Annotated in this window: 16 protein-coding genes; 5 read left to right on the top strand and 11 right to left on the bottom strand. The window is 65.9% G+C overall.

Annotation, left to right across the window (positions count from 1 at the left end; translation table 11 throughout):
- Positions 1-48: 48 nt before the first annotated feature.
- The 4 genes from WG908_RS06830 to WG908_RS06815 form a co-directional block, all read right to left on the bottom strand.
- Complete coding sequence (locus WG908_RS06830) at positions 49-4,215, bottom strand: translocation/assembly module TamB domain-containing protein (RefSeq protein WP_340185825.1); 4,167 nt, start codon at positions 4,213-4,215, stop codon at positions 49-51.
- Positions 4,215-6,236 carry an autotransporter assembly complex protein TamA gene (locus WG908_RS06825; RefSeq protein ID WP_340185824.1) on the bottom strand — a complete coding sequence of 674 codons (2,022 nt, stop codon included), beginning with the start codon at positions 6,234-6,236 and terminating at the stop codon, positions 4,215-4,217. Before WG908_RS06825 ends, WG908_RS06830 begins: the two co-directional genes overlap by 1 nt.
- Positions 6,237-6,295: 59 nt before the next feature.
- Entirely contained in the window at positions 6,296-6,775 is a 480-nt protein-coding gene (locus WG908_RS06820; RefSeq protein ID WP_340186057.1) for a DUF1465 family protein, read from the bottom strand.
- A gap of 116 nt (positions 6,776-6,891) precedes the next feature.
- On the bottom strand, positions 6,892-7,071 hold the full coding sequence (locus WG908_RS06815) for a YdcH family protein (RefSeq protein ID WP_340185823.1): 180 nt from the start codon (positions 7,069-7,071) through the stop codon (positions 6,892-6,894).
- Positions 7,072-7,250: 179 nt separating this feature from the next.
- Between WG908_RS06815 and WG908_RS06810 the strand changes: the two genes are divergently transcribed.
- Positions 7,251-7,409 carry a YdcH family protein gene (locus WG908_RS06810; protein WP_340185822.1) on the top strand — a complete coding sequence of 53 codons (159 nt, stop codon included), beginning with the start codon at positions 7,251-7,253 and terminating at the stop codon, positions 7,407-7,409.
- Positions 7,410-7,736: 327 nt separating this feature from the next.
- Here the strand turns inward: WG908_RS06810 and WG908_RS06805 are convergent, their stop codons facing one another.
- The 5 genes from WG908_RS06805 to WG908_RS06785 all read right to left on the bottom strand — a co-directional run bounded on the left by WG908_RS06805 (position 7,737) and on the right by WG908_RS06785 (position 10,610).
- On the bottom strand, positions 7,737-8,102 hold the full coding sequence (locus WG908_RS06805) for a PilZ domain-containing protein (protein ID WP_340185821.1): 366 nt from the start codon (positions 8,100-8,102) through the stop codon (positions 7,737-7,739).
- Positions 8,103-8,165: 63 nt separating this feature from the next.
- Positions 8,166-8,630, bottom strand: coding sequence for an RNA polymerase-binding protein DksA (dksA, locus tag WG908_RS06800; RefSeq protein WP_340185820.1), 465 nt, complete (start codon positions 8,628-8,630; stop codon positions 8,166-8,168).
- 744 nt (positions 8,631-9,374) lie between these two features.
- Positions 9,375-9,767, bottom strand: coding sequence for a hypothetical protein (locus tag WG908_RS06795; protein WP_340185819.1), 393 nt, complete (start codon positions 9,765-9,767; stop codon positions 9,375-9,377).
- Between the two features lie 6 nt (positions 9,768-9,773).
- Positions 9,774-10,148 carry a hypothetical protein gene (locus tag WG908_RS06790; protein ID WP_340185818.1) on the bottom strand — a complete coding sequence of 125 codons (375 nt, stop codon included), beginning with the start codon at positions 10,146-10,148 and terminating at the stop codon, positions 9,774-9,776.
- Positions 10,149-10,169: 21 nt separating this feature from the next.
- A complete protein-coding gene (locus WG908_RS06785; RefSeq protein ID WP_340185817.1) occupies positions 10,170-10,610 on the bottom strand; it encodes a host attachment family protein in 441 nt (146 codons plus the stop codon).
- An 86-nt stretch (positions 10,611-10,696) separates the two neighbouring features.
- Between WG908_RS06785 and serS the strand changes: the two genes are divergently transcribed.
- Genes serS through rimO form a run of 4 tightly spaced genes read left to right on the top strand, consistent with a single transcriptional unit; the run spans position 10,697 to position 15,575 of the window.
- Positions 10,697-12,034 (top strand): serine--tRNA ligase, encoded by a 1,338-nt coding sequence (gene serS / locus WG908_RS06780; protein WP_340185816.1) that lies wholly within the window; start codon positions 10,697-10,699, stop codon positions 12,032-12,034.
- Positions 12,031-13,089: a peptidoglycan DD-metalloendopeptidase family protein gene (locus WG908_RS06775; protein WP_340185815.1), complete on the top strand. Its 1,059-nt coding sequence runs from the start codon at positions 12,031-12,033 to the stop codon at positions 13,087-13,089. Before serS ends, WG908_RS06775 begins: the two co-directional genes overlap by 4 nt.
- Positions 13,086-14,144 carry a potassium channel family protein gene (locus WG908_RS06770; RefSeq protein ID WP_340185814.1) on the top strand — a complete coding sequence of 353 codons (1,059 nt, stop codon included), beginning with the start codon at positions 13,086-13,088 and terminating at the stop codon, positions 14,142-14,144. The genes WG908_RS06775 and WG908_RS06770 overlap by 4 nt, the downstream gene beginning before the upstream one ends.
- A gap of 42 nt (positions 14,145-14,186) precedes the next feature.
- Entirely contained in the window at positions 14,187-15,575 is a 1,389-nt protein-coding gene (gene rimO / locus WG908_RS06765; protein WP_340185813.1) for a 30S ribosomal protein S12 methylthiotransferase RimO, read from the top strand.
- On the opposite strand, the gene WG908_RS06760 is transcribed toward rimO, so the two are convergent.
- Entirely contained in the window at positions 15,551-16,396 is an 846-nt protein-coding gene (locus tag WG908_RS06760) for a DUF4163 domain-containing protein (protein ID WP_445326682.1), read from the bottom strand. The two genes, rimO and WG908_RS06760, sit on opposite strands and share 25 nt — an antisense overlap.
- 38 nt (positions 16,397-16,434) lie before the next feature.
- A complete protein-coding gene (locus WG908_RS06755; RefSeq protein WP_340185812.1) occupies positions 16,435-16,635 on the bottom strand; it encodes a hypothetical protein in 201 nt (66 codons plus the stop codon).
- Positions 16,636-16,730 lie beyond the last annotated feature (95 nt).

Raw genomic sequence — 16,730 nt, 5'->3', positions numbered from 1 at the left:
AACTTACCGCAGTTGCGAGCCTTTGCCGCGATGAGCCGAACCGGACGATCAATAGTCTTTCGACACCCGCACATTCGCGCTCTGCCGCCCGAGCGTCGAGATCGCCCCCAGCAGCGAGAGCCAGCGCGTAACCTGATATTCGATCCGGGTCGCCGAATAGCCCTGCCCGTCGGTGATGAGTTCGACATAGGTTTTGCGGGTCAGATATTTGCCCGCCGCGATCGACGTGCCCTGACCCTGCGCCGGGTCCGCAGCGATGATCCGCAGGCGATCGAGACCCGCCGCCTTGCGCACGGCGTTGATCGGGTCAAGCCCGCCGCCGCCCTGCAACGAACCGACAGCCGAGGCCAGTTGCAACGCTTCGGGCGCGGACAGGTTGGTGATCGAGGTGCCGAACAGAATGCGCGAGAGCAGCTCATCCTCGGGCAGGGCGGGAATGCTGGTAAAGCTGATGATCGGCGCAAGGCCGGTCCCGGTCACGCGGATTGTCGCATTGATATCGTTGACGTTGGCTTCCGCCTCTATGTCGAGCCTGGGATTGACCGGCGTGCGCCCGTCAAATTCGATCTTTCCTTCACGAAGATCAAAGCGCCGCCCGGCAAATTCATATCCGCCGCGCACCAGTTCCGCGGTGCCGCCGATCGCCGGGCTGGTCACGGTGCCGCCGATGTCGAGGTTGGCGCGCCATTCGCTGTCGAGGCCAAGGCCGGTGACGGTCAGGCGGTTGCGCGCGCGCGCCTTGATCGCCAGCGCCCATGGCGCAGCCGGGGTGCGTTCGAACTCTTCGCCGCGCCGATTGATTTCGACGACATTGAGTTCGGGGATCTGCGCCACCGCATCGGCGCGGCCCAGGGTGAAACGGCTGCGGTCGAGAATCAGGTCGCCGCCGATCGTGCCGCCCACGCCGCTGGATCGCAGCGTCAGCGGGCCGGTGACGGTTGCGGCGATATCGTCGCGTTCAAGCAGCGCGGCATTATTTGCCTGAAAAGCGAGGTCCAGCCCCACGCCCCTGATCCCGCCGAAATCGAAATGGCCAGCGCCGGTGACAGTGCCGCCATTTTTCGCGGTCCCGCTGAAGTCGGAAATCGTCAATTGCGAGCCTGAAAAGCGTCCCCGCGCCTTGACGTCCTTCAATCGCATGCCCGTAACCGGGCTGGCAATCGATGCGCCATCGGTGACCAGATTGCCGCCGATCACCGGATTAGCGATGGTTCCGCGCGCGTCCGCGGTCAGCGACACCTGGCCGGCGATGTCGACGATTTCCACCCCGGTCAGCCGCCACAGCGTATCGGCGGCGCCATTATAGCGTAGCTGCGCAAACAGCGGCGCATTTTCGATGCGCGTGACGAACCCGCCCTGCCCCAGCGGTTTCAACAATGCCTGACCCCGGCCGATCGTCTGCCCGTCCGCAACGAACAACAGCCGCGCCGCGAGCCGGTCTGCCGTCAGTTGAGCATTGAGGCCGACATCGACCGGACGGGAACTGAGCGACAGGCCCGAGCGCGAAAGGCCGCGCAGGCGCAGTTCCGCGCGGCCCGAGGGCACGCCGCCGCGCGGCTGGCTGTAGCTCAAGGACCCGGTCGCCGTGCCGCCAAGCCCCAGATCGTCGTAGGCAATGTCGAGCAGCGAGAGCGGCAGCCTGGCCAGCCGCGCCTCGATCTCGACCGCCTCGCCGCCCGCCCGCCCGGCCAATTGGGCGCTGCCACCGCCAAAGCTGATGGTGACGGGCGACAGGCGCCAGCCATCGTCGGTGCGGGTCAGGACGGCGTTGCGCAGGATGCGGATCGGACGGCGATCTATCATGCCGCTCGCCGACAGGTGAATACGATCGGGTTCGACCTGCGCTTCGGCCTGGACATCGAACAGGCGACCGCGCTGGCCGCTGAGATTCGCGCGCACCTTGCCGCGCCCGTCCACCAGTTCCGCATTGGCGGCGAGGCGACCGATGCGAACGCCGCCGATCTGGAGGCCGCGCGCCTGCGCCGTCGCATTGACCGACGTGCCAGCGGGATCGAGCAGCAATGTGGCGTCGAGCTTGCCCTGGCGCAGGTCGATGCGGCTGGGACCATCGAACCGGGCGTTGCGCGCTTCGAGCGCCAGCACGACCTGTTGCACGGCACGCACCGGCGACAAAATGATGGCGCCGGTGACCGGCCCCGCCACGGCCAGCCGCCCGTCCAGTCCCCCCGGCACCGGGCGAATATCGCCGCTGGCCGTGACGGCCGCGACGTCCAGCCGGGCGACACGGATCACCGCCTGCCCGTTCCCCGGTGGCAGGAGCACCGCGCCCCGACCGGTGAACGCGCCCAGGGCAGAACCGCCTGTGGTCGTGAAGACATAACCGGCGGCATCGGGATCGAGCAGCAACCGGACATCGCGCAGGCCGAGCGCATCCATCGGCCGCGCCAGCAACGCATCGACCCTTGGCCGGTCGATCCGTCCATCGAGCGTCAGTCGCACCGGGCCGTACCGCGCATGGCGGCCGCCGCCTTCGATATGGACCGTGCCGTCGCGACGACGATAGCCATCCGCATCCAGCGTCAGTTCAGGCGCGGTCAGGCGCATGCCATCGAGCGCCAGCGCTCCGTCCGGGCGCAACGCCAGCCGGCTGGTCAATATCGGCAGGCCGCCCGCAAGCCCCCGCAGAAAGCCGTTGTCGAGCCGGCGCACGCGCGCCTGCGCCTGACCCGTCAGGCCGAACGCGCCGCCGGGGCCGGGCACGGCGCGCAGCTTCGACGTCAGGTCGACGATCCCCAGGCCCCGGATCGCCAGCCCGTCGATCCGCCCGGTCAGGCCGAAATCATAGCGGCCGGTGCGCAAGTCGGCGATCATCACCAGGTCGCCGCGAAGCTTGTCCGAGCGCACCTGCATCGGGTTGCTGACGATTCGCTGGTCTTCAAGCCTGAGCACGCCGTCCAGCGTGAAGTTGCGGACGATGCCTTCGACCAGGTCGCCCTGCCCGTCCAGCCGGCGCGCGCGCAGCCGCACCGGGATCAGCGCCGGGCCGTTCGCCGCCTTGCGCCCCTTGCCATCGGCCCGCAGGTCATGAATGACGGTGCGATCGAAGGCGAGCATCCTGGCCCGCAGCAGATATTCATAGCCGGGCGCACCGAGCGGCCCGTCCAGCCGCAACCGCGCCGCGACATCGCGCCCGCGCATATTTTTGAGCAGCGCCTGCGGCCGGGACAATGTCAGATCGACCAGCATGTTATCGAAGCTGTTGTTGCGCAGGTCGATCGCCCCATCCGCCGACAGGTCGATCGCCGCCGACCGCAGCGCCAGGGCGCCGTCGATCACCCGGTTCGCCATCGTGCCGCGCGCGCGGACGTGCAGGCGCGGCGCCGAAAGACGCTGAACAAGCCCGCCGCCGGCAATCGCGGTTCCCTCGACCGTGCCGTCCACGGCATAGACGCCCGCGCGCGCCGCAAGGTTGAGCGCCACCACCGGGCGCGCATCGAGCGTACCGGCAAGCTGACCGTCCCAGCGGCTCCAGCTGCCCTTGCCGCGCACGCGCATATTGGCGTCCTGCCGGGTGCCCAGAATGGCCGCCAGAACCCCGCCCGCCGGTGCGTTGACGGTCAGGTCGAGATCGAAGCGATCATCGTCCGGCCGACTGTCGAGCGCGAGACTCAGTGCATCTTCGCCGTCCAGAACATGCGCCGACAGGTCGATGACCGCGCGGCCCGAACGGATATCGGCATCGCCCGAAATGGTCGCGACCTGGCCCCGCCCGGCGACATCCCGCAAGATGGTGAGGCGGCCGATCGAAAATTGCATCAGCCGGATGTCGAAGCCGGGCAGGATAGGCCCCTGGCGCGCGGTCGGCTTGAGGCTGGGCAGGTTGTAAAGCGTGGCCGCCGGAATCGAGAGCCGGTCGATATCGAGCCGGTTCGACAGCCAGGCCAGAGGCCACCAGTCCAGTTCCACCCGTGGCGCGGCGAAAAAACGGCCGCGCGCGTCATACAGGGTCAGGCCGCGCAGCACCGCCTTGCGATAGATGCTGCCGTCGATCCGTTCGACCCGGATGCGCAGGCCCGATTCGGGCGCGACCGCCGCGATGCGGTCGATGAGGAAGCGGTGGCCCGCGCCCGTGTCGAGCCAGGCCAGCGCGCCGGCGATCACCAGCGCCGCCGCAACCAGCAGGCCCACCAGCCATGCCTGCCAACGGCCGTTCCAGAAGCGCCGACGGGGCGGCAAAGGCGGGGCATCCTCCATCAGAAGGCCTGCCCGAGCGATACATAGACCGCGACGCGCGGGTCGCCGCGCTGGGGATTGATGGGAGTGCCGACATCGACGCGGATCGGGCCGAAGCTGCTGTAATAGCGCAGTCCCATGCCCGCACCGACGCGCAGGTCGCGGAAGCGCGGCACGAAGCTGGTCGAGATATTGCCGGCATCGACGAACGGCACGACGCCGAAATTGCCGAACCGCACCCGCGCCTCCAGCGAGAATTCGGCCAGGCTCTTGCCGCCGATCGGATCATTGTCGGCGTCGCGCGGGCCGATCGCCTGATAGCCATAGCCGCGCACCGACCCGCCGCCGCCGGCATAGAAGCGCCGCGAGGGTGCGATACGGCTGACCTGCGACCCAAGGATGCTGCCCAGCCGCGCGCGCGCGGCCAGGACGATACGATCGCCGGTCGGCTGGTAGAAACTGCCGTCGAGCTGTACCTTGGCATAGCCAAAGCTGCTGCCCTGGAACGAGAGTTCGGGGCTGATCCGGCCGCCGAGGCGAAAGCCGGTCGTGGGATTGAGCAGGTCGTCGCTGCCGTCATAGCTGAGGCTGAGCGGCAGCGCGCCGATCAGAAACGTGCGGCGGCCGCCGGCGATGGCGCTGAAAAAATCAGCTTCGTCCGAAGCGATCAGTTCAGCACCGATGCGCCAGACCCATTTTTTCTGGAAGATGATATTGGTCTGCCGCTCCAGTCCGCCGGCGAGCGTCACGGTGCGCGCGTCATAAGCGTCGCGCTGCACATCGCTGTAGGAGAGCAGGCCGGTGAGGATATTGTCGCGGCGCAGGAAATTGTTGCGGCGATAACCGACCGAGGCGGTCTGTTCCTGCGTACCAACGACGCCGCGCAGCGTCACCGCGCCTTCGGGCGGAAAGAAGTTGCGGTGCTGCCAGCTCACTTCCGCGCGATAACCCTCGCCAGTGCCGTAGCCCAGTTCGCCCGCGATGGTGCGAAGCGGCGCGGGGCGCGCATCGACGGCTATGTCGACATGGGCGCCGTCACCCGCGTCGCGCGGCTCCAGCCGAAGCGAGGAGATGAGGCCCGTCTGCACCAGGGCGCGGCGCAGATCCTCGACATCGGACGCCTTGTAGACATCCTCCGCATCGAAACGCGCGATGCGCTGGACATGGCGGGCGGTGAACAGGCGATCGTTCGCCATGACGATGCGACCGAAGCGGCGATAGCCGCCCGGCGCGACGACGATGTCCAGATCGCCCTTGCGCTCCTCATGGTCGATCCGCACCTGCGGCTCGTCGACACGGGCAAAAGGAAAGCCGTTTTCGCCCAGCGCCAGCGCCAGCGACCCGCGCGCGGCAAGGATGCGATCGGCATCGACCGGATCGCCGGGGGCGACGGGAAAGACATCGCGCAGCGTCGGCTGTCGCTCGCCCGCCGCTTCGAGGCCGTCGATATCGACCGACGACAGCAGATATTGGGTGCCCGGCGCAATGTCGAACGTCACCGCCAGGCGATCCGACCCGGCAGGCGGGGCCGCGACCGAACCACGCACGCGCGCGGCATAATAGCCTTTGGCGCGCAGCAGGCGATCGAGCAGGTCGCTGTCCTGCTTGATGCGGCGGTTGACCTGGGCAAGGTTGGCGAGCTTGCCCTCGCCTTCGCGAAGAACCGATGCCTGATCGAACCGGGCGTTGAACGCGGCGTCGGCTATGGTGTCGAGGCCCGTGATGGCGACGGTGTAGCGCCGCTCCTCCCCGGTATCCGCGACGATGACGTCGGTGTCGTCCGTCGTGGGCGGCGGCGTTTCGATTTCGGCCATGTCCGCCGGCTGATCGACGGGGTCAGGCGCGATCGGCCGGGGCGCGATGGGCGCGTCCATTTCGGGCCAGTCCAGGCCGATGTCCGGCATCGGATCGAACGGCGCGGGATCGACGGGCGACTGCTGCGCCAGCGCCAGCGCGGGCATCATCGCGAGCGGAGCGGCGCACAGCCAGGGAGCGAGCGGACGGCCGACAAGACGGCGACAGGTCCGCATGACGTGATACATGGCGCCTGTTTAGACCAGGAACCGCGCACCGCGCCAGCCATGATTGCCGGTCGATGCGGTCAGAAGGATATCTGGAGCCGATCCATCAGCGCACGCGCCGGGCCAGGCTCGGGCGCATGTCCTCCGCGCGCGGCGCCCAACATCCGGTCTTCCAGCCGCGCGACCCGGTCATACAGTTCCTCGCTGCCTTCGACCAGCGAGCGGGCGGCGAAGGGAAACCCGGCGATAACCGCAGGATCGCTGACCTGGGCGCTGCCAAGCTGATATTTTTCGCTGATGATGTCGCTCGCGCCGATTTCGCCGCGCTGCCATGCGCGCTGCGACAGCAGCCAGGCGATGACGTGCATCAGGCGGGTGGTCACCTTGAGCGATTCACAGGTGAAGGCAACGCGCTGAAGCGGTTCCAGCATGGCGACCTCGTCCGTCTGCCCGCCGTCGAAATAGGAGCGCGCCTCATCGGCCATGACCATCGCCTCGACATAGAGGCTGTCCACCAGACGGCGGTGCAGGTGAGGATCGAGGCGGGCGGCAAACGGCATCCCGTCCTGCTGCCACAATTGCGTAACCTTGTCAGGCCCATTGTCGCGCCGTTGCGCCATCTGTCCCAAACAGGGTCGGTTACCGTAACGTTAACCATGGCGCCGACGCCGATGCGTCAGGCGATGATGTCGGGGACCAGCGCGTCTTCAAGAATGGCGATTTCGTCGCGCAGGCGCAATTTGCGCTTCTTGAGCCGCGCAAGCTGCATCTGGTCGCCCGATCCGCCTTCGACCAGCGCCGCGATGGCGGTGTCGAGATCGCGATGCTCGATCCGCAGCAATTCCAGCCGGCGCATGATCTCTTCCTGGCTCAATGGATCTGGCGTCCCCCAAACAGCGGTTGCTGATAGCCCTCCCGGCGGCAGCGGACCACCGCAAATTCGCATGCAGTCATCGCAAGGCGCGAATCAGGAGCAGACAGCCTGCGCATTTCATGATTTACTCCAACATCCATCACCCTCGTAAGGAGAATGTTATGGAAAATGGCCATATTTCAGCTCTGGTTGCAAAGCATGCAGGCCTTGACGCACGAATCAAGGCGGAGACGAGTCGTCCCATGCCCGACGCGATCCTGGTCGCCACGTTGAAGAAGCAGAAATTGCGCCTCAAAGAAGAGTTGCGCCAGGATCATTGATCTGGCGCCACGCATTTCTGACAGCAATTCGCAAGCTCCGCGCGCCAACAGGCGCGGGGCTTGTGTCATATAATATTTTACTGGCGGCAGCGCCCACCGGGACTTTTGGCGCTGGCGATGGCACATACGATCTGAATGTCCAGGCGGGTAGCAAAGGGTCAGGCGACCTTCGAGTCGCCAATTATGTTCCCGCTGAATGATCGTCGGACGCGGTGAACTTGGCTAATCCTGCACCATGCCATGTATATCTGGCAAAACCGAAAACGCAAAAATCCCGGCGCAACTTGCGACCGGGCGGCTTTAGGTAACGCTGAATGAAATTCCGGCTCAGCGCTTGAAATTGCTGCGCAGATAGTCGGGCAGCTGGGAGCGCGCGGCGCCCACGCCAACGGGTTTGCGAGCCAGTTGCGGGTCGATGGCTTCGTCGAAGGCCATGCCGATCATGTTGTTGCGCGACCAGGCGACATGGCCGGTGACCTGCCCGACGCCGCGCAGTTCGACCGATACGGCGATCCCGGCCGGAATGGCGCGTTCGCAATCCGCCATCAGCCCGGTCGCCGAAAGATTGCGAATCCGCGCCTTGCCCAGATTGGCCCCTTCGGCGCTGGAAATCGTCGTCAACAGAAACAGGCTGTCGCGCGCCGCAGAGCGCGCAGGCCCACGATCGACCGAAAAACCTTGTTCTCTATTCATATGCGCGACAACCCGTGCAGAAGAAATCTGCCACTGGATTGCCACGCAGATGTGGAAAAACAGTTAATCGTCGCGGGAGATCTTCTCTTGCCGTTCGTGCCGTTCCTGCGCCTCGACCGTCATCGTCGCGATCGGCCGGGCTTCAAGGCGCCCCAGCGAAATCGGCTCGCCCGTCACTTCGCAATAGCCATATTCGCCGTCCTCGATCCGGCGCAGCGCCGCATCGATCTTGGAAATCAGCTTGCGCTGGCGATCGCGCGTGCGCAGCTCGATCGACCAGTCCGTCTCGCTCGACGCGCGATCATTGAGGTCGGGTTCGCGAAGCGGCTCATTCTGAAGCACCGCCAGCGTGCCTTCCGCTTCCGACAAAATCTGCTTCTTCCAATCCCATAACCGCTGCCGAAAATATTCGAGCTGACGCGGATTCATGAAATCTTCTTCGGCGGACGGACGATAATCTGGCGGCAGGTCGGCAATTGATTTGGACGGCGAGGTGCCATCATTGTCGGAATTAAGGAGCGATGCCATCTGGCTCTCCGATTCGATGAGGCCCCGCCTTTTCACGCGGCGAGTGCCATGCCTGATATTGACGCGGCCTATAGCCAGCGGCCCGAGCCGACACAAGCGCGATTGATCGCCAGATAGCCGGTATGAGACATACGGATTCCGGCGGGCTTGAGAAGCCGGGCGGCCGCAGCATATGACCGCGCAAGCGTGTCCGGCGCATCGCCGCGCGCCGCTCCGTTCATACGGCCCGTCTGTTGGCGCATATGGTCGATGGCGACCAGGTCCTGACATCCCCATCGCGCAAAGACCCGGTGCGCCCCCATCGCGCAACGAGGACTTGCGACTCCGGCGCCGGCATTTCGTTACGGCGCGACTATGTTGCACCAGCTAAATATTGATCCAGATTTACCAAGGTCACAGCCGTCGTATCAGAATGGGACGTTAACCTTGCGCCTTCATGACTCATCTCGATTTGGCTCGACTTGCACCATAGTTTCAGAGTTAACGGCATTGAAGTTAACGCGTTATTTTGCGTTCTTGGGTTTAGGGAAATGCCACGGCCCGTTTCTGGAACCGCCAGCAGCGGCCAAGGCATGATAGCATAAGAGTAGATCCTATGTCGGTTCGGATGGCGTTGGCTAAATTGTGCGCATGCACCTGCGGCGGGGCGATCATCGGCGGCGGCGCCGTCCATGTCGCGCAAACGCCGCGCCCGGCGGTGGTGCATGCCACCAAGGGCGTCAAGGCGGGCTATGCCAAGAAGCGCTATGCCGTCCGCACGGTCAGGCCGCGCATCGTCAAGACCGTCACCGCCTGCGCGCCGCAGACCGTGACGGTCACCAGCCAGGCGGCCCCCATTCCCCTGCCCGCGCCGATGATCCCGGCTGAAATGCCGGCGATGTCGGGCGGCGGCGGCGCTGTTCCGATCGTCATGGGTGGCGGGGGCTTTGGCGGCGGCGGCTTCATGGGCGGCTTCTTCGGCGGCAGCGGCGGCGGCGGCGGCGGCAGCGTTGTCATCTCTTCGACCAGCAGCGGCAACGTGTCGACCTCATCGGGCGTCAGCAGCAGCAGTTCGTCGTCCTCGTCCAGTTCGTCCTCTTCATCCTCCAGCTCATCGTCGAGCAGTTCGGGCGGATCGAGCGGCGGAAAGCCCGACAAGCCGGGTCATGGATCGAACGGCGGGCACGGGTCGAACGGCGGCCACGGCGGATCGTCCGGCAGCAGCAGCACATCGTCCGGCTCATCCTCGTCCAGTTCGTCATCGGGCGGGTCGTCGAGCTTTGGCAGCACCGGATCGTCGAGCGGCTCCAGCAGCACGTCCAGTTCCTCGTCCAGCTCGTCCAGCAGTTCCAGCTCGGGCGGCAGCTCTTCAAGCGGCGGCACCGACGTGCCCGCACCGCCGATGGTCCTGCTGTTCGGCGCAGCCGCGGCGGCACTGGTGGCGCGGCGCAAATTCGGCAAGGCCAGGCAGGCGGCCTGATCCTTGCCAGGCCGGGCTGCAAGAAGGGCGGACCTGCGATGCAGGCCCGCCCTTTTCATTGTGCGGCGCCGGTCGCCCGATCAGGCGGCGGCAATGATCTTTTCGATTTCCGGGACCGGATGATTGGAAAGATCCTTGGCGATTTCCCCGACCAGCCGGGCAGAAACCTCCTTGTGATAATGTTTGCGGATTTCGCCCAGCGCGGTCGGCGGCGCGATGACGATCAGCTTTTCATACTCATTGGCAAGCGCCCTTTTGTTGAGCATGGCGGCAGCCTCCGCCGCGAAACGCTGCTCCTCAAGATCATGGAAATTGGTTTGCTCCATCGCGCTGCGATGGCTTCCGGTCGAGGAGAATGACCGCCCCGGCGCGTCCGAAGCCTGATCGCGGTTGGGCGGATTGTCCTGCACGCGCACGACATCGGCCTCCAGTTGCGGGAAAGCCCTGTCGCCCCTATTACGGAACAATAGCAGTTTCCGTCCGTCGGCAACCAGCACCAGCGCGTCATGATCGATCTGCATCTTTTTCTCCTTCTTGGTGGCTGGCCCATCAACGGCTGGCGCGCGCCGGGGTTGCACCGCCGCGCGACGAGCGGCATAGGACGCCGATGCATGACATCCGCTTTATCCGCGAAAATCCCGAGGCTTTCGACGCGGGACTCGCCCGGCGTGGAGCCGCGCCGCTGAGCGCGGAAATCCTGGCGCTGGATGCCGCCAGACGCGCGGTGGCGACCGAATTGCAGCAGGGGCAGGCGCGCCGCAACGAAGCGAGCAAGGCGATCGGCCAGGCGATGGCGGCCAAGGACAGCGCGGCGGCCGACGCGATCAAGGCCGAGGTCGCAGCGCTCAAGTCCCGCCTGCCCGAACTGGAAGCGCAGGACCGGGCGCTTGGCGAGGCGCTGGACGCGATGCTGGCCGCAATCCCCAACATGCCCGCCGACGACGTACCCGAAGGCGCGGACGAAACCGCCAATGTCGAGGTCGGCCGCTGGGGCGAACCCCGCCGCTTCGCCTACAAGCCGCAGGACCATGCCGATTTCGGCCCGGCGCTGGGCATGGATTTCGAGGGCGGCGCGGCGCTGTCCGGCGCGCGCTTCACCGCCTTGCGCGGACAGATGGCCAAGCTGCACCGCGCGATTGCCCAGTTCATGCTGGATCGCCAGACAGGCGATAATGGCTATGAGGAAGTCAATCCGCCGCTGCTGGTGCGCGACGAAGCGCTATTCGGCACCGGCCAGTTGCCCAAATTCGCCGAGGATCTGTTCAGGACGAGCGATGGCCGCTGGCTGATCCCGACCGCGGAGGTGAGCCTGACCAACCTGGTCGCGGGGCAGATCGTGCCGGCCGACAGCCTGCCGATGCGGCTGACCGCGCTGACCCCCTGTTTCCGGTCCGAGGCGGGGTCCGCCGGGCGCGACACGCGCGGCTTCATTCGCCAGCACCAGTTCGAAAAGGTGGAACTGGTCGCCATCTGCGCGCCCGACGGTTCCGAAGCGGAGCATGAACGGATGTGCGCGGCGGCCGAGGGGATATTGCAGGCGCTGGGCCTGCCATATCGCAAGATGCTGCTATGCACCGGCGACATGGGCTTTGGCGCGCGCAAGACGTTCGATCTGGAAGTGTGGCTGCCGAGCCAGCAGACATGGCGCGAAATCAGTTCGGTGTCCAACTGCGGCGATTTTCAGGCACGGCGGATGAATGCGCGCTACAAGCCCGAGGGCGAAAAGACGACCCGGTTCCTGCATACCCTCAACGGTTCTGGCCTGGCGGTGGGTCGGACGCTGGTGGCGGTGCTGGAAAACTATCAGCAGGAAGATGGCAGCGTCATCGTGCCGGAAGCCCTTGGCCCCTATATGGGCGGATTGATGCGCCTGGTGCCGAACTGGTTGCCGGCGGGCGTCATGCGGGGCTGGCAAGCGCGGAGCGATGCGTTAGACGGGGCATGATGTTGCGCACCCTGTTCCGGCCTGTCCTGCTTCTGCCGCCACTCATGCTGAGCGCCTGCATCCCCTATCAGGCCGAAAGCGACCCGAGCGCCATCACGCCCCCCGCCGCCCCGCCGCAACTGGACGCCGACGCGGCGATCGTCGATCTGGCCGAAGCCGAGCCGGTGTGGACCGCGCAACAGGTGGTCGCCAATGCCCGCACCGTGAACGAACCGCCCTATATCGTGCAGGCCGGCGATACGCTGCGCGGGATCGGCAACCGTACCGGCGCGGGGTCGGAGATGATCGCCAGGGCCAACGGGCTGACGCCGCCCTATGCGATCCGGCCCGGCCAGCGGCTGACCATTCCGGCCGGCCGCTATCACCTCGTCGCCGAGGGGGAGACGGGGATCGCGATCGCCGCCGCCTATGGCGTGCAGTGGAGCCGGGTGGTGGACATCAACGGCCTGCAAGAGCCGTTCGTGCTGCGCCGGGGGCAACGGCTGCTGTTGCCCGACGACGCGCCGCGCCAGCCGCCGGGGCTGGAAGAGCGCGCCGCCGCGTTCCGCATCGACATCGACGATGTGCTGACCGGCGGGCAGCCGGCGACCGCCGACGATGCGCCGGTCGCGGTCGCGCGCGCCGAAGCGCGGCCGATCCCGACCAACGTGCCCGCCGCCACCCCGGCCCGCTTCGCGGGCACCTTTGCCTGGCCGGTACGCGGGCAGATCGTGTCGCGCTTTGGCCCCGGCGCCAGTGGCGCGCGCAACAACGGCATCGACATCGCCGTGGCCGCCGGCACGCCGATCCGCGCGACCGCCGACGGCGTCGTCGCCTATGCCGGTGACAAGGTCGCGGTATTCGGCGGTCTGGTCCTGATCACCCATGGCGGCGGCTGGGTCAGCGCCTATGGCCATGCGCGCCGGGTCGACGTGGTGCGCGGACAGAAGGTCAAACGCGGCGAGGTGATCGGCCTGACGGGCGACAGCGGCTATGCCAGCAAGCCCAAGCTGCATTTCGAGCTGCGCAAGGACCGCGTACCGGTCGATCCCGCCGCGCATCTGCCGCCGGCATGAGGATCGACCAGCAGCCGCAGCGCAGCCAGACCGGATTTCTGCGCCGGCGTTCGTCGATGCCGGTCTGGGCCGATCTTGCCTGGCGGGTCGCGCTGGTCATCGGGCTGATTGCGCTGGTGCTGGCGCTGCACTGGATCGGTCGCGAGGGCCTCAAGGACAATCTCGACAATCATATCAGCTTCGTCGACGTCCTCTATTTCACCACCGTCACGGTGACCACGGTCGGCTATGGCGACATCGTGCCGGTGACCCCGGCGGCGCGCCTGTTCGAATCGCTGGTCGTCACGCCGATCCGCCTGTTCGTCTGGCTGATCTTCCTGGGAACGGCCTATAGCCTGTTCCTTCGCAACATCGTCTACAGGTGGCGCATGGCACGTATTCAGGCCGATCTGCACAATCACATCATCGTCACCGGATTTGGCACCAGCGGGTCCGAGGCCGTCCACGAACTGCTGGCGCGCGGCACAAGCCCGAGCGAGATCGTCGTCATCGACCCCAGCGAGGCGATGCTCCAACAGGCAGAGGAACTGGGCTGCAACATCATGTGCGGCGATTCGACTCGCGACCGGACCTTGAAGGATGTCGCGATCCATCGCGCCCGGTCGATGATCGTGTCGGCGGGGCGCGACGACACGTCGATCCTGATCACCCTGACCGCCCGGCATCTGGCCCCCCGCCTTCCGATCAGCATCGTCGTGCGCAACGAAGACAATGAATTGCCAGCGCGGCAGGCGGGCGCGACGACGGTTATCAATCCGGTGAGCTTTGCCGGACTGCTGCTGGCCGGCAGCACCAATGGCCCGCATATCGCCGACTATATGGCGGATCTGGCGGCGTCGGGCGGACGGGTGAAGCTCAACGAGCGCCCAGTTCTGCCGCGGGAGATCGGCAATCCGCTGTCGGCGATCACCACCGGGCTTGGCGTGCGCGTCTATCGCGACGATCGCCCGATCGGCTTTTGGGAAACTGAAGCGCGATCGCTCCAGACCGGCGACATGATCGTCGAAATCGTCGCCGGGGACGGCGCGGGCCACGCCAAAGAGGATGCGCGCTGACGCCATTCCACCGCCCGCGTGACATTGGCCGCAACAATCCCTATGTGCGCGACCATCATGGCAACCAAATTTCCTGACGCGCCCAAGGTCGGCATGGTTTCGCTCGGCTGTCCCAAGGCGCTGGTCGACAGCGAACGCATCCTGACCAAGCTGCGCTCCGATGGCTATCAGATGTCGGCCGATTATGCCGGCGCGGATGTCGTGCTGGTCAATACCTGCGGCTTCCTGGATTCGGCCAAGGAGGAATCTTTGGAAGCGATCGGCGAGGCCATCGCCGAAAATGGTCGCGTCATCGTCACCGGCTGCATGGGCAATGAGGCGGAGATGATCCGCCAGCGTTTTCCGTCGGTGCTGGCGGTTACCGGCGCGCATCAATATGAGCAGGTGGTCAACGCCGTGCATGAGGCGTCGCCGCCGGTGCCCAACGCCTTTGTCGACCTGGTGCCCGAAGGCGGCCTGAAGCTGACGCCGCGCCATTACAGCTATCTGAAGATTTCCGAAGGCTGCAATCATCGCTGCTCCTTCTGCATCATCCCGTCGATCAGGGGCGATCTGGTCAGCCGCAGGATCGACGCGGTGTTGCGCGAGGCGGAAAAGCTGGTGTCGGCCGGCACCAGGGAGTTGCTGGTCATCAGCCAGGATACATCGGCCTATGGCGTCGATACCCGGCACGAGGCGCGCCCGTGGAAGGGCCGCGATGTGCGCGCGCACATGACCGACATGGCGCGCGAACTGGGGCAGTTGCGCACGCCCGAAGGGCGCGCGCCGTGGGTGCGGCTGCACTATGTCTATCCCTACCCCCATGTCGACCAGGTCATTCCGCTGATGGCGGACGGATTGCTGACGCCCTATCTCGACATCCCCTTCCAGCACGCCGCGCCCAGCGTGCTGAAGGCGATGAAGCGTCCGGCCAACGAAGCCAAGGTGCTGGACCGCATCCATAAATGGCGCAGCATCTGCCCCGACATCGCGATCCGTTCGACCTTCGTGGTCGGCTTCCCCGGCGAAACCGAAGCGGATTTCCAATATCTGCTGAACTGGCTGGACGAGGCGCAGCTGGACCGCGTCGGCGCATTCCGCTTCGAGCCGGTCGAGGGTGCTGCCGCCAACGCCCTGCCCGGCGCGGTGCCGGAAGAGGTCAAGGAAGAACGCTATCAGCGGATCATGGAAAAGACCGCCGCGATCAGCGCCGCCAGGCTCGCGGCCAAGGTGGGGCGCGTGCTGCCGGTGATCGTCGATGAAGTGGGCGAGCCGGACGAGGAGGATGGCTCGATCGGCGCGACCGCGCGCAGCCAGGCCGACGCGCCGGAGATCGACGGCAATGTGTTCCTGCGCGATGTCGGCGAAGGGCGGAAGGCTGGCGACATGTTCGACGTGATGATCGAGGATGCCGACGAGCATGATCTTTATGGCGTCCCCCTGGACTCCTGATCAGCGCCACCGGCAAAGCCGTCCTGATATTCGGTCTTGATGGTGGCGAATATCGCGGGCGTCACCGGTATCGTCACGTCATAGCTGCCCTCGGCATAGGGACCGGCGGCGTAGGGACCGATCAACACGGTGATCGCGTCGATAAGCTTCCCATCCCTGGATGTGGGCACCAGCACCTGTTCCATCGGGTCGATGCAGTCGGTGAAGGGATCGTCGCCCCGCACCACCGGGCCGCCACGCTTGACCGCGCGCTCCCGATCCAGCCGCTCGCAGAATGCATCGCGGATCGCATCGGCAAAATCGGCGGATGACGTCATCAGCGCCGCCATGCTGGTTTCACGCTTGCGCGCCTTGTCCCAGATCAGCGCTTCATAGCCGGTCATGCCGTGCGCGCCGCCGGTGAAGACATAGGTTTCCGACCGCAGGGCGAGGAAGCGGGGCGTGTCCGCCGCGACCGTCCAGCGCGTTTCCAGGCTATGCCCCCGGAACGGGAAATCCGCCGCTTTCGCCGCGTCGCGATCCTCGCGCGCCATCTTGAGAGCATCGGCGCGAGATGTATCGATGTCGCGCCTGAACTTGCGAACCAGCCTGGGAATGGCCGCCGCCTCCGCCGGATAGGCGTAAACGAATTCCAAGAGGTCGGTCTTTTCCGACAAGGAAAAGGGCACGCCAGCCGGTGCCGCCGGCGGCAACCCCGCCATGGCGTTGACGAAATTGGCGGCGACGGCTTCGTTCACGGCGTCGCCCGCGCTATCATTTCCGGGGTTGCCGCTCGAAGAGCAGGCGGCCAGCAAGAAGGCCGGCACCGATATGGCCAGCACCGTGGATGTGGTTCGTCCTGGCGTCCGCCTGCCTGTGGTCAATGCGTTCGCGCCGCCTGGCAGCGTTCAAAGATCGCCTTGCGCGCGAAACTGCTGTCCAGCGCGATCCGGGCGTTGGGCCAGCCTTCCGCTATCAACGCCTGCTCGACCGCATGAACATCGTCGAACCTACCGGTTTCGGCGAGAGCATAGGCGCGGTCGCGCATCGCCTGCATGCCCCTGTCATCTGCGTTCACCATGGCAATTCTCCTTTTTGGCGTGTCCGCCAGTCTAGGCTTCCCCATTCCGCTATGCAAACGGTGCGGGGGCGGACTGCCCATTCAACGCGATGAAA

The sequence above is a fragment of the Sphingobium anseongense genome (assembly GCF_037725245.1).
GTDB lineage: Bacteria > Pseudomonadota > Alphaproteobacteria > Sphingomonadales > Sphingomonadaceae > Sphingobium.
This window is presented reverse-complemented; position numbering and strand designations above follow the sequence as displayed.

What these genes read in the sequence shown, in the direction of transcription:
- WG908_RS06805 (WP_340185821.1), bottom strand. Translation starts at nt 8,102, where the DNA reads ATGAATAGAGAACAAGGTTTTTCGGTCGATCGTGGGCCTGCGCGCTCT.
- WG908_RS06790 (WP_340185818.1), bottom strand. Translation starts at nt 10,148, where the DNA reads ATGAAAAGGGCGGGCCTGCATCGCAGGTCCGCCCTTCTTGCAGCCCGG.
- WG908_RS06775 (WP_340185815.1), top strand. Translation starts at nt 12,031, where the DNA reads ATGATGTTGCGCACCCTGTTCCGGCCTGTCCTGCTTCTGCCGCCACTC.
- WG908_RS06785 (WP_340185817.1), bottom strand. Translation starts at nt 10,610, where the DNA reads ATGCAGATCGATCATGACGCGCTGGTGCTGGTTGCCGACGGACGGAAA.
- WG908_RS06820 (WP_340186057.1), bottom strand. Translation starts at nt 6,775, where the DNA reads ATGCCGTTTGCCGCCCGCCTCGATCCTCACCTGCACCGCCGTCTGGTG.
- WG908_RS06770 (WP_340185814.1), top strand. Translation starts at nt 13,086, where the DNA reads ATGAGGATCGACCAGCAGCCGCAGCGCAGCCAGACCGGATTTCTGCGC.
- rimO (WP_340185813.1), top strand. Translation starts at nt 14,187, where the DNA reads ATGTGCGCGACCATCATGGCAACCAAATTTCCTGACGCGCCCAAGGTC.
- serS (WP_340185816.1), top strand. Translation starts at nt 10,697, where the DNA reads ATGCATGACATCCGCTTTATCCGCGAAAATCCCGAGGCTTTCGACGCG.
- WG908_RS06815 (WP_340185823.1), bottom strand. Translation starts at nt 7,071, where the DNA reads ATGCGCCGGCTGGAATTGCTGCGGATCGAGCATCGCGATCTCGACACC.
- WG908_RS06755 (WP_340185812.1), bottom strand. Translation starts at nt 16,635, where the DNA reads ATGGTGAACGCAGATGACAGGGGCATGCAGGCGATGCGCGACCGCGCC.
- WG908_RS06810 (WP_340185822.1), top strand. Translation starts at nt 7,251, where the DNA reads ATGGAAAATGGCCATATTTCAGCTCTGGTTGCAAAGCATGCAGGCCTT.
- WG908_RS06830 (WP_340185825.1), bottom strand. Translation starts at nt 4,215, where the DNA reads ATGGAGGATGCCCCGCCTTTGCCGCCCCGTCGGCGCTTCTGGAACGGC.
- WG908_RS06825 (WP_340185824.1), bottom strand. Translation starts at nt 6,236, where the DNA reads ATGTATCACGTCATGCGGACCTGTCGCCGTCTTGTCGGCCGTCCGCTC.
- dksA (WP_340185820.1), bottom strand. Translation starts at nt 8,630, where the DNA reads ATGGCATCGCTCCTTAATTCCGACAATGATGGCACCTCGCCGTCCAAA.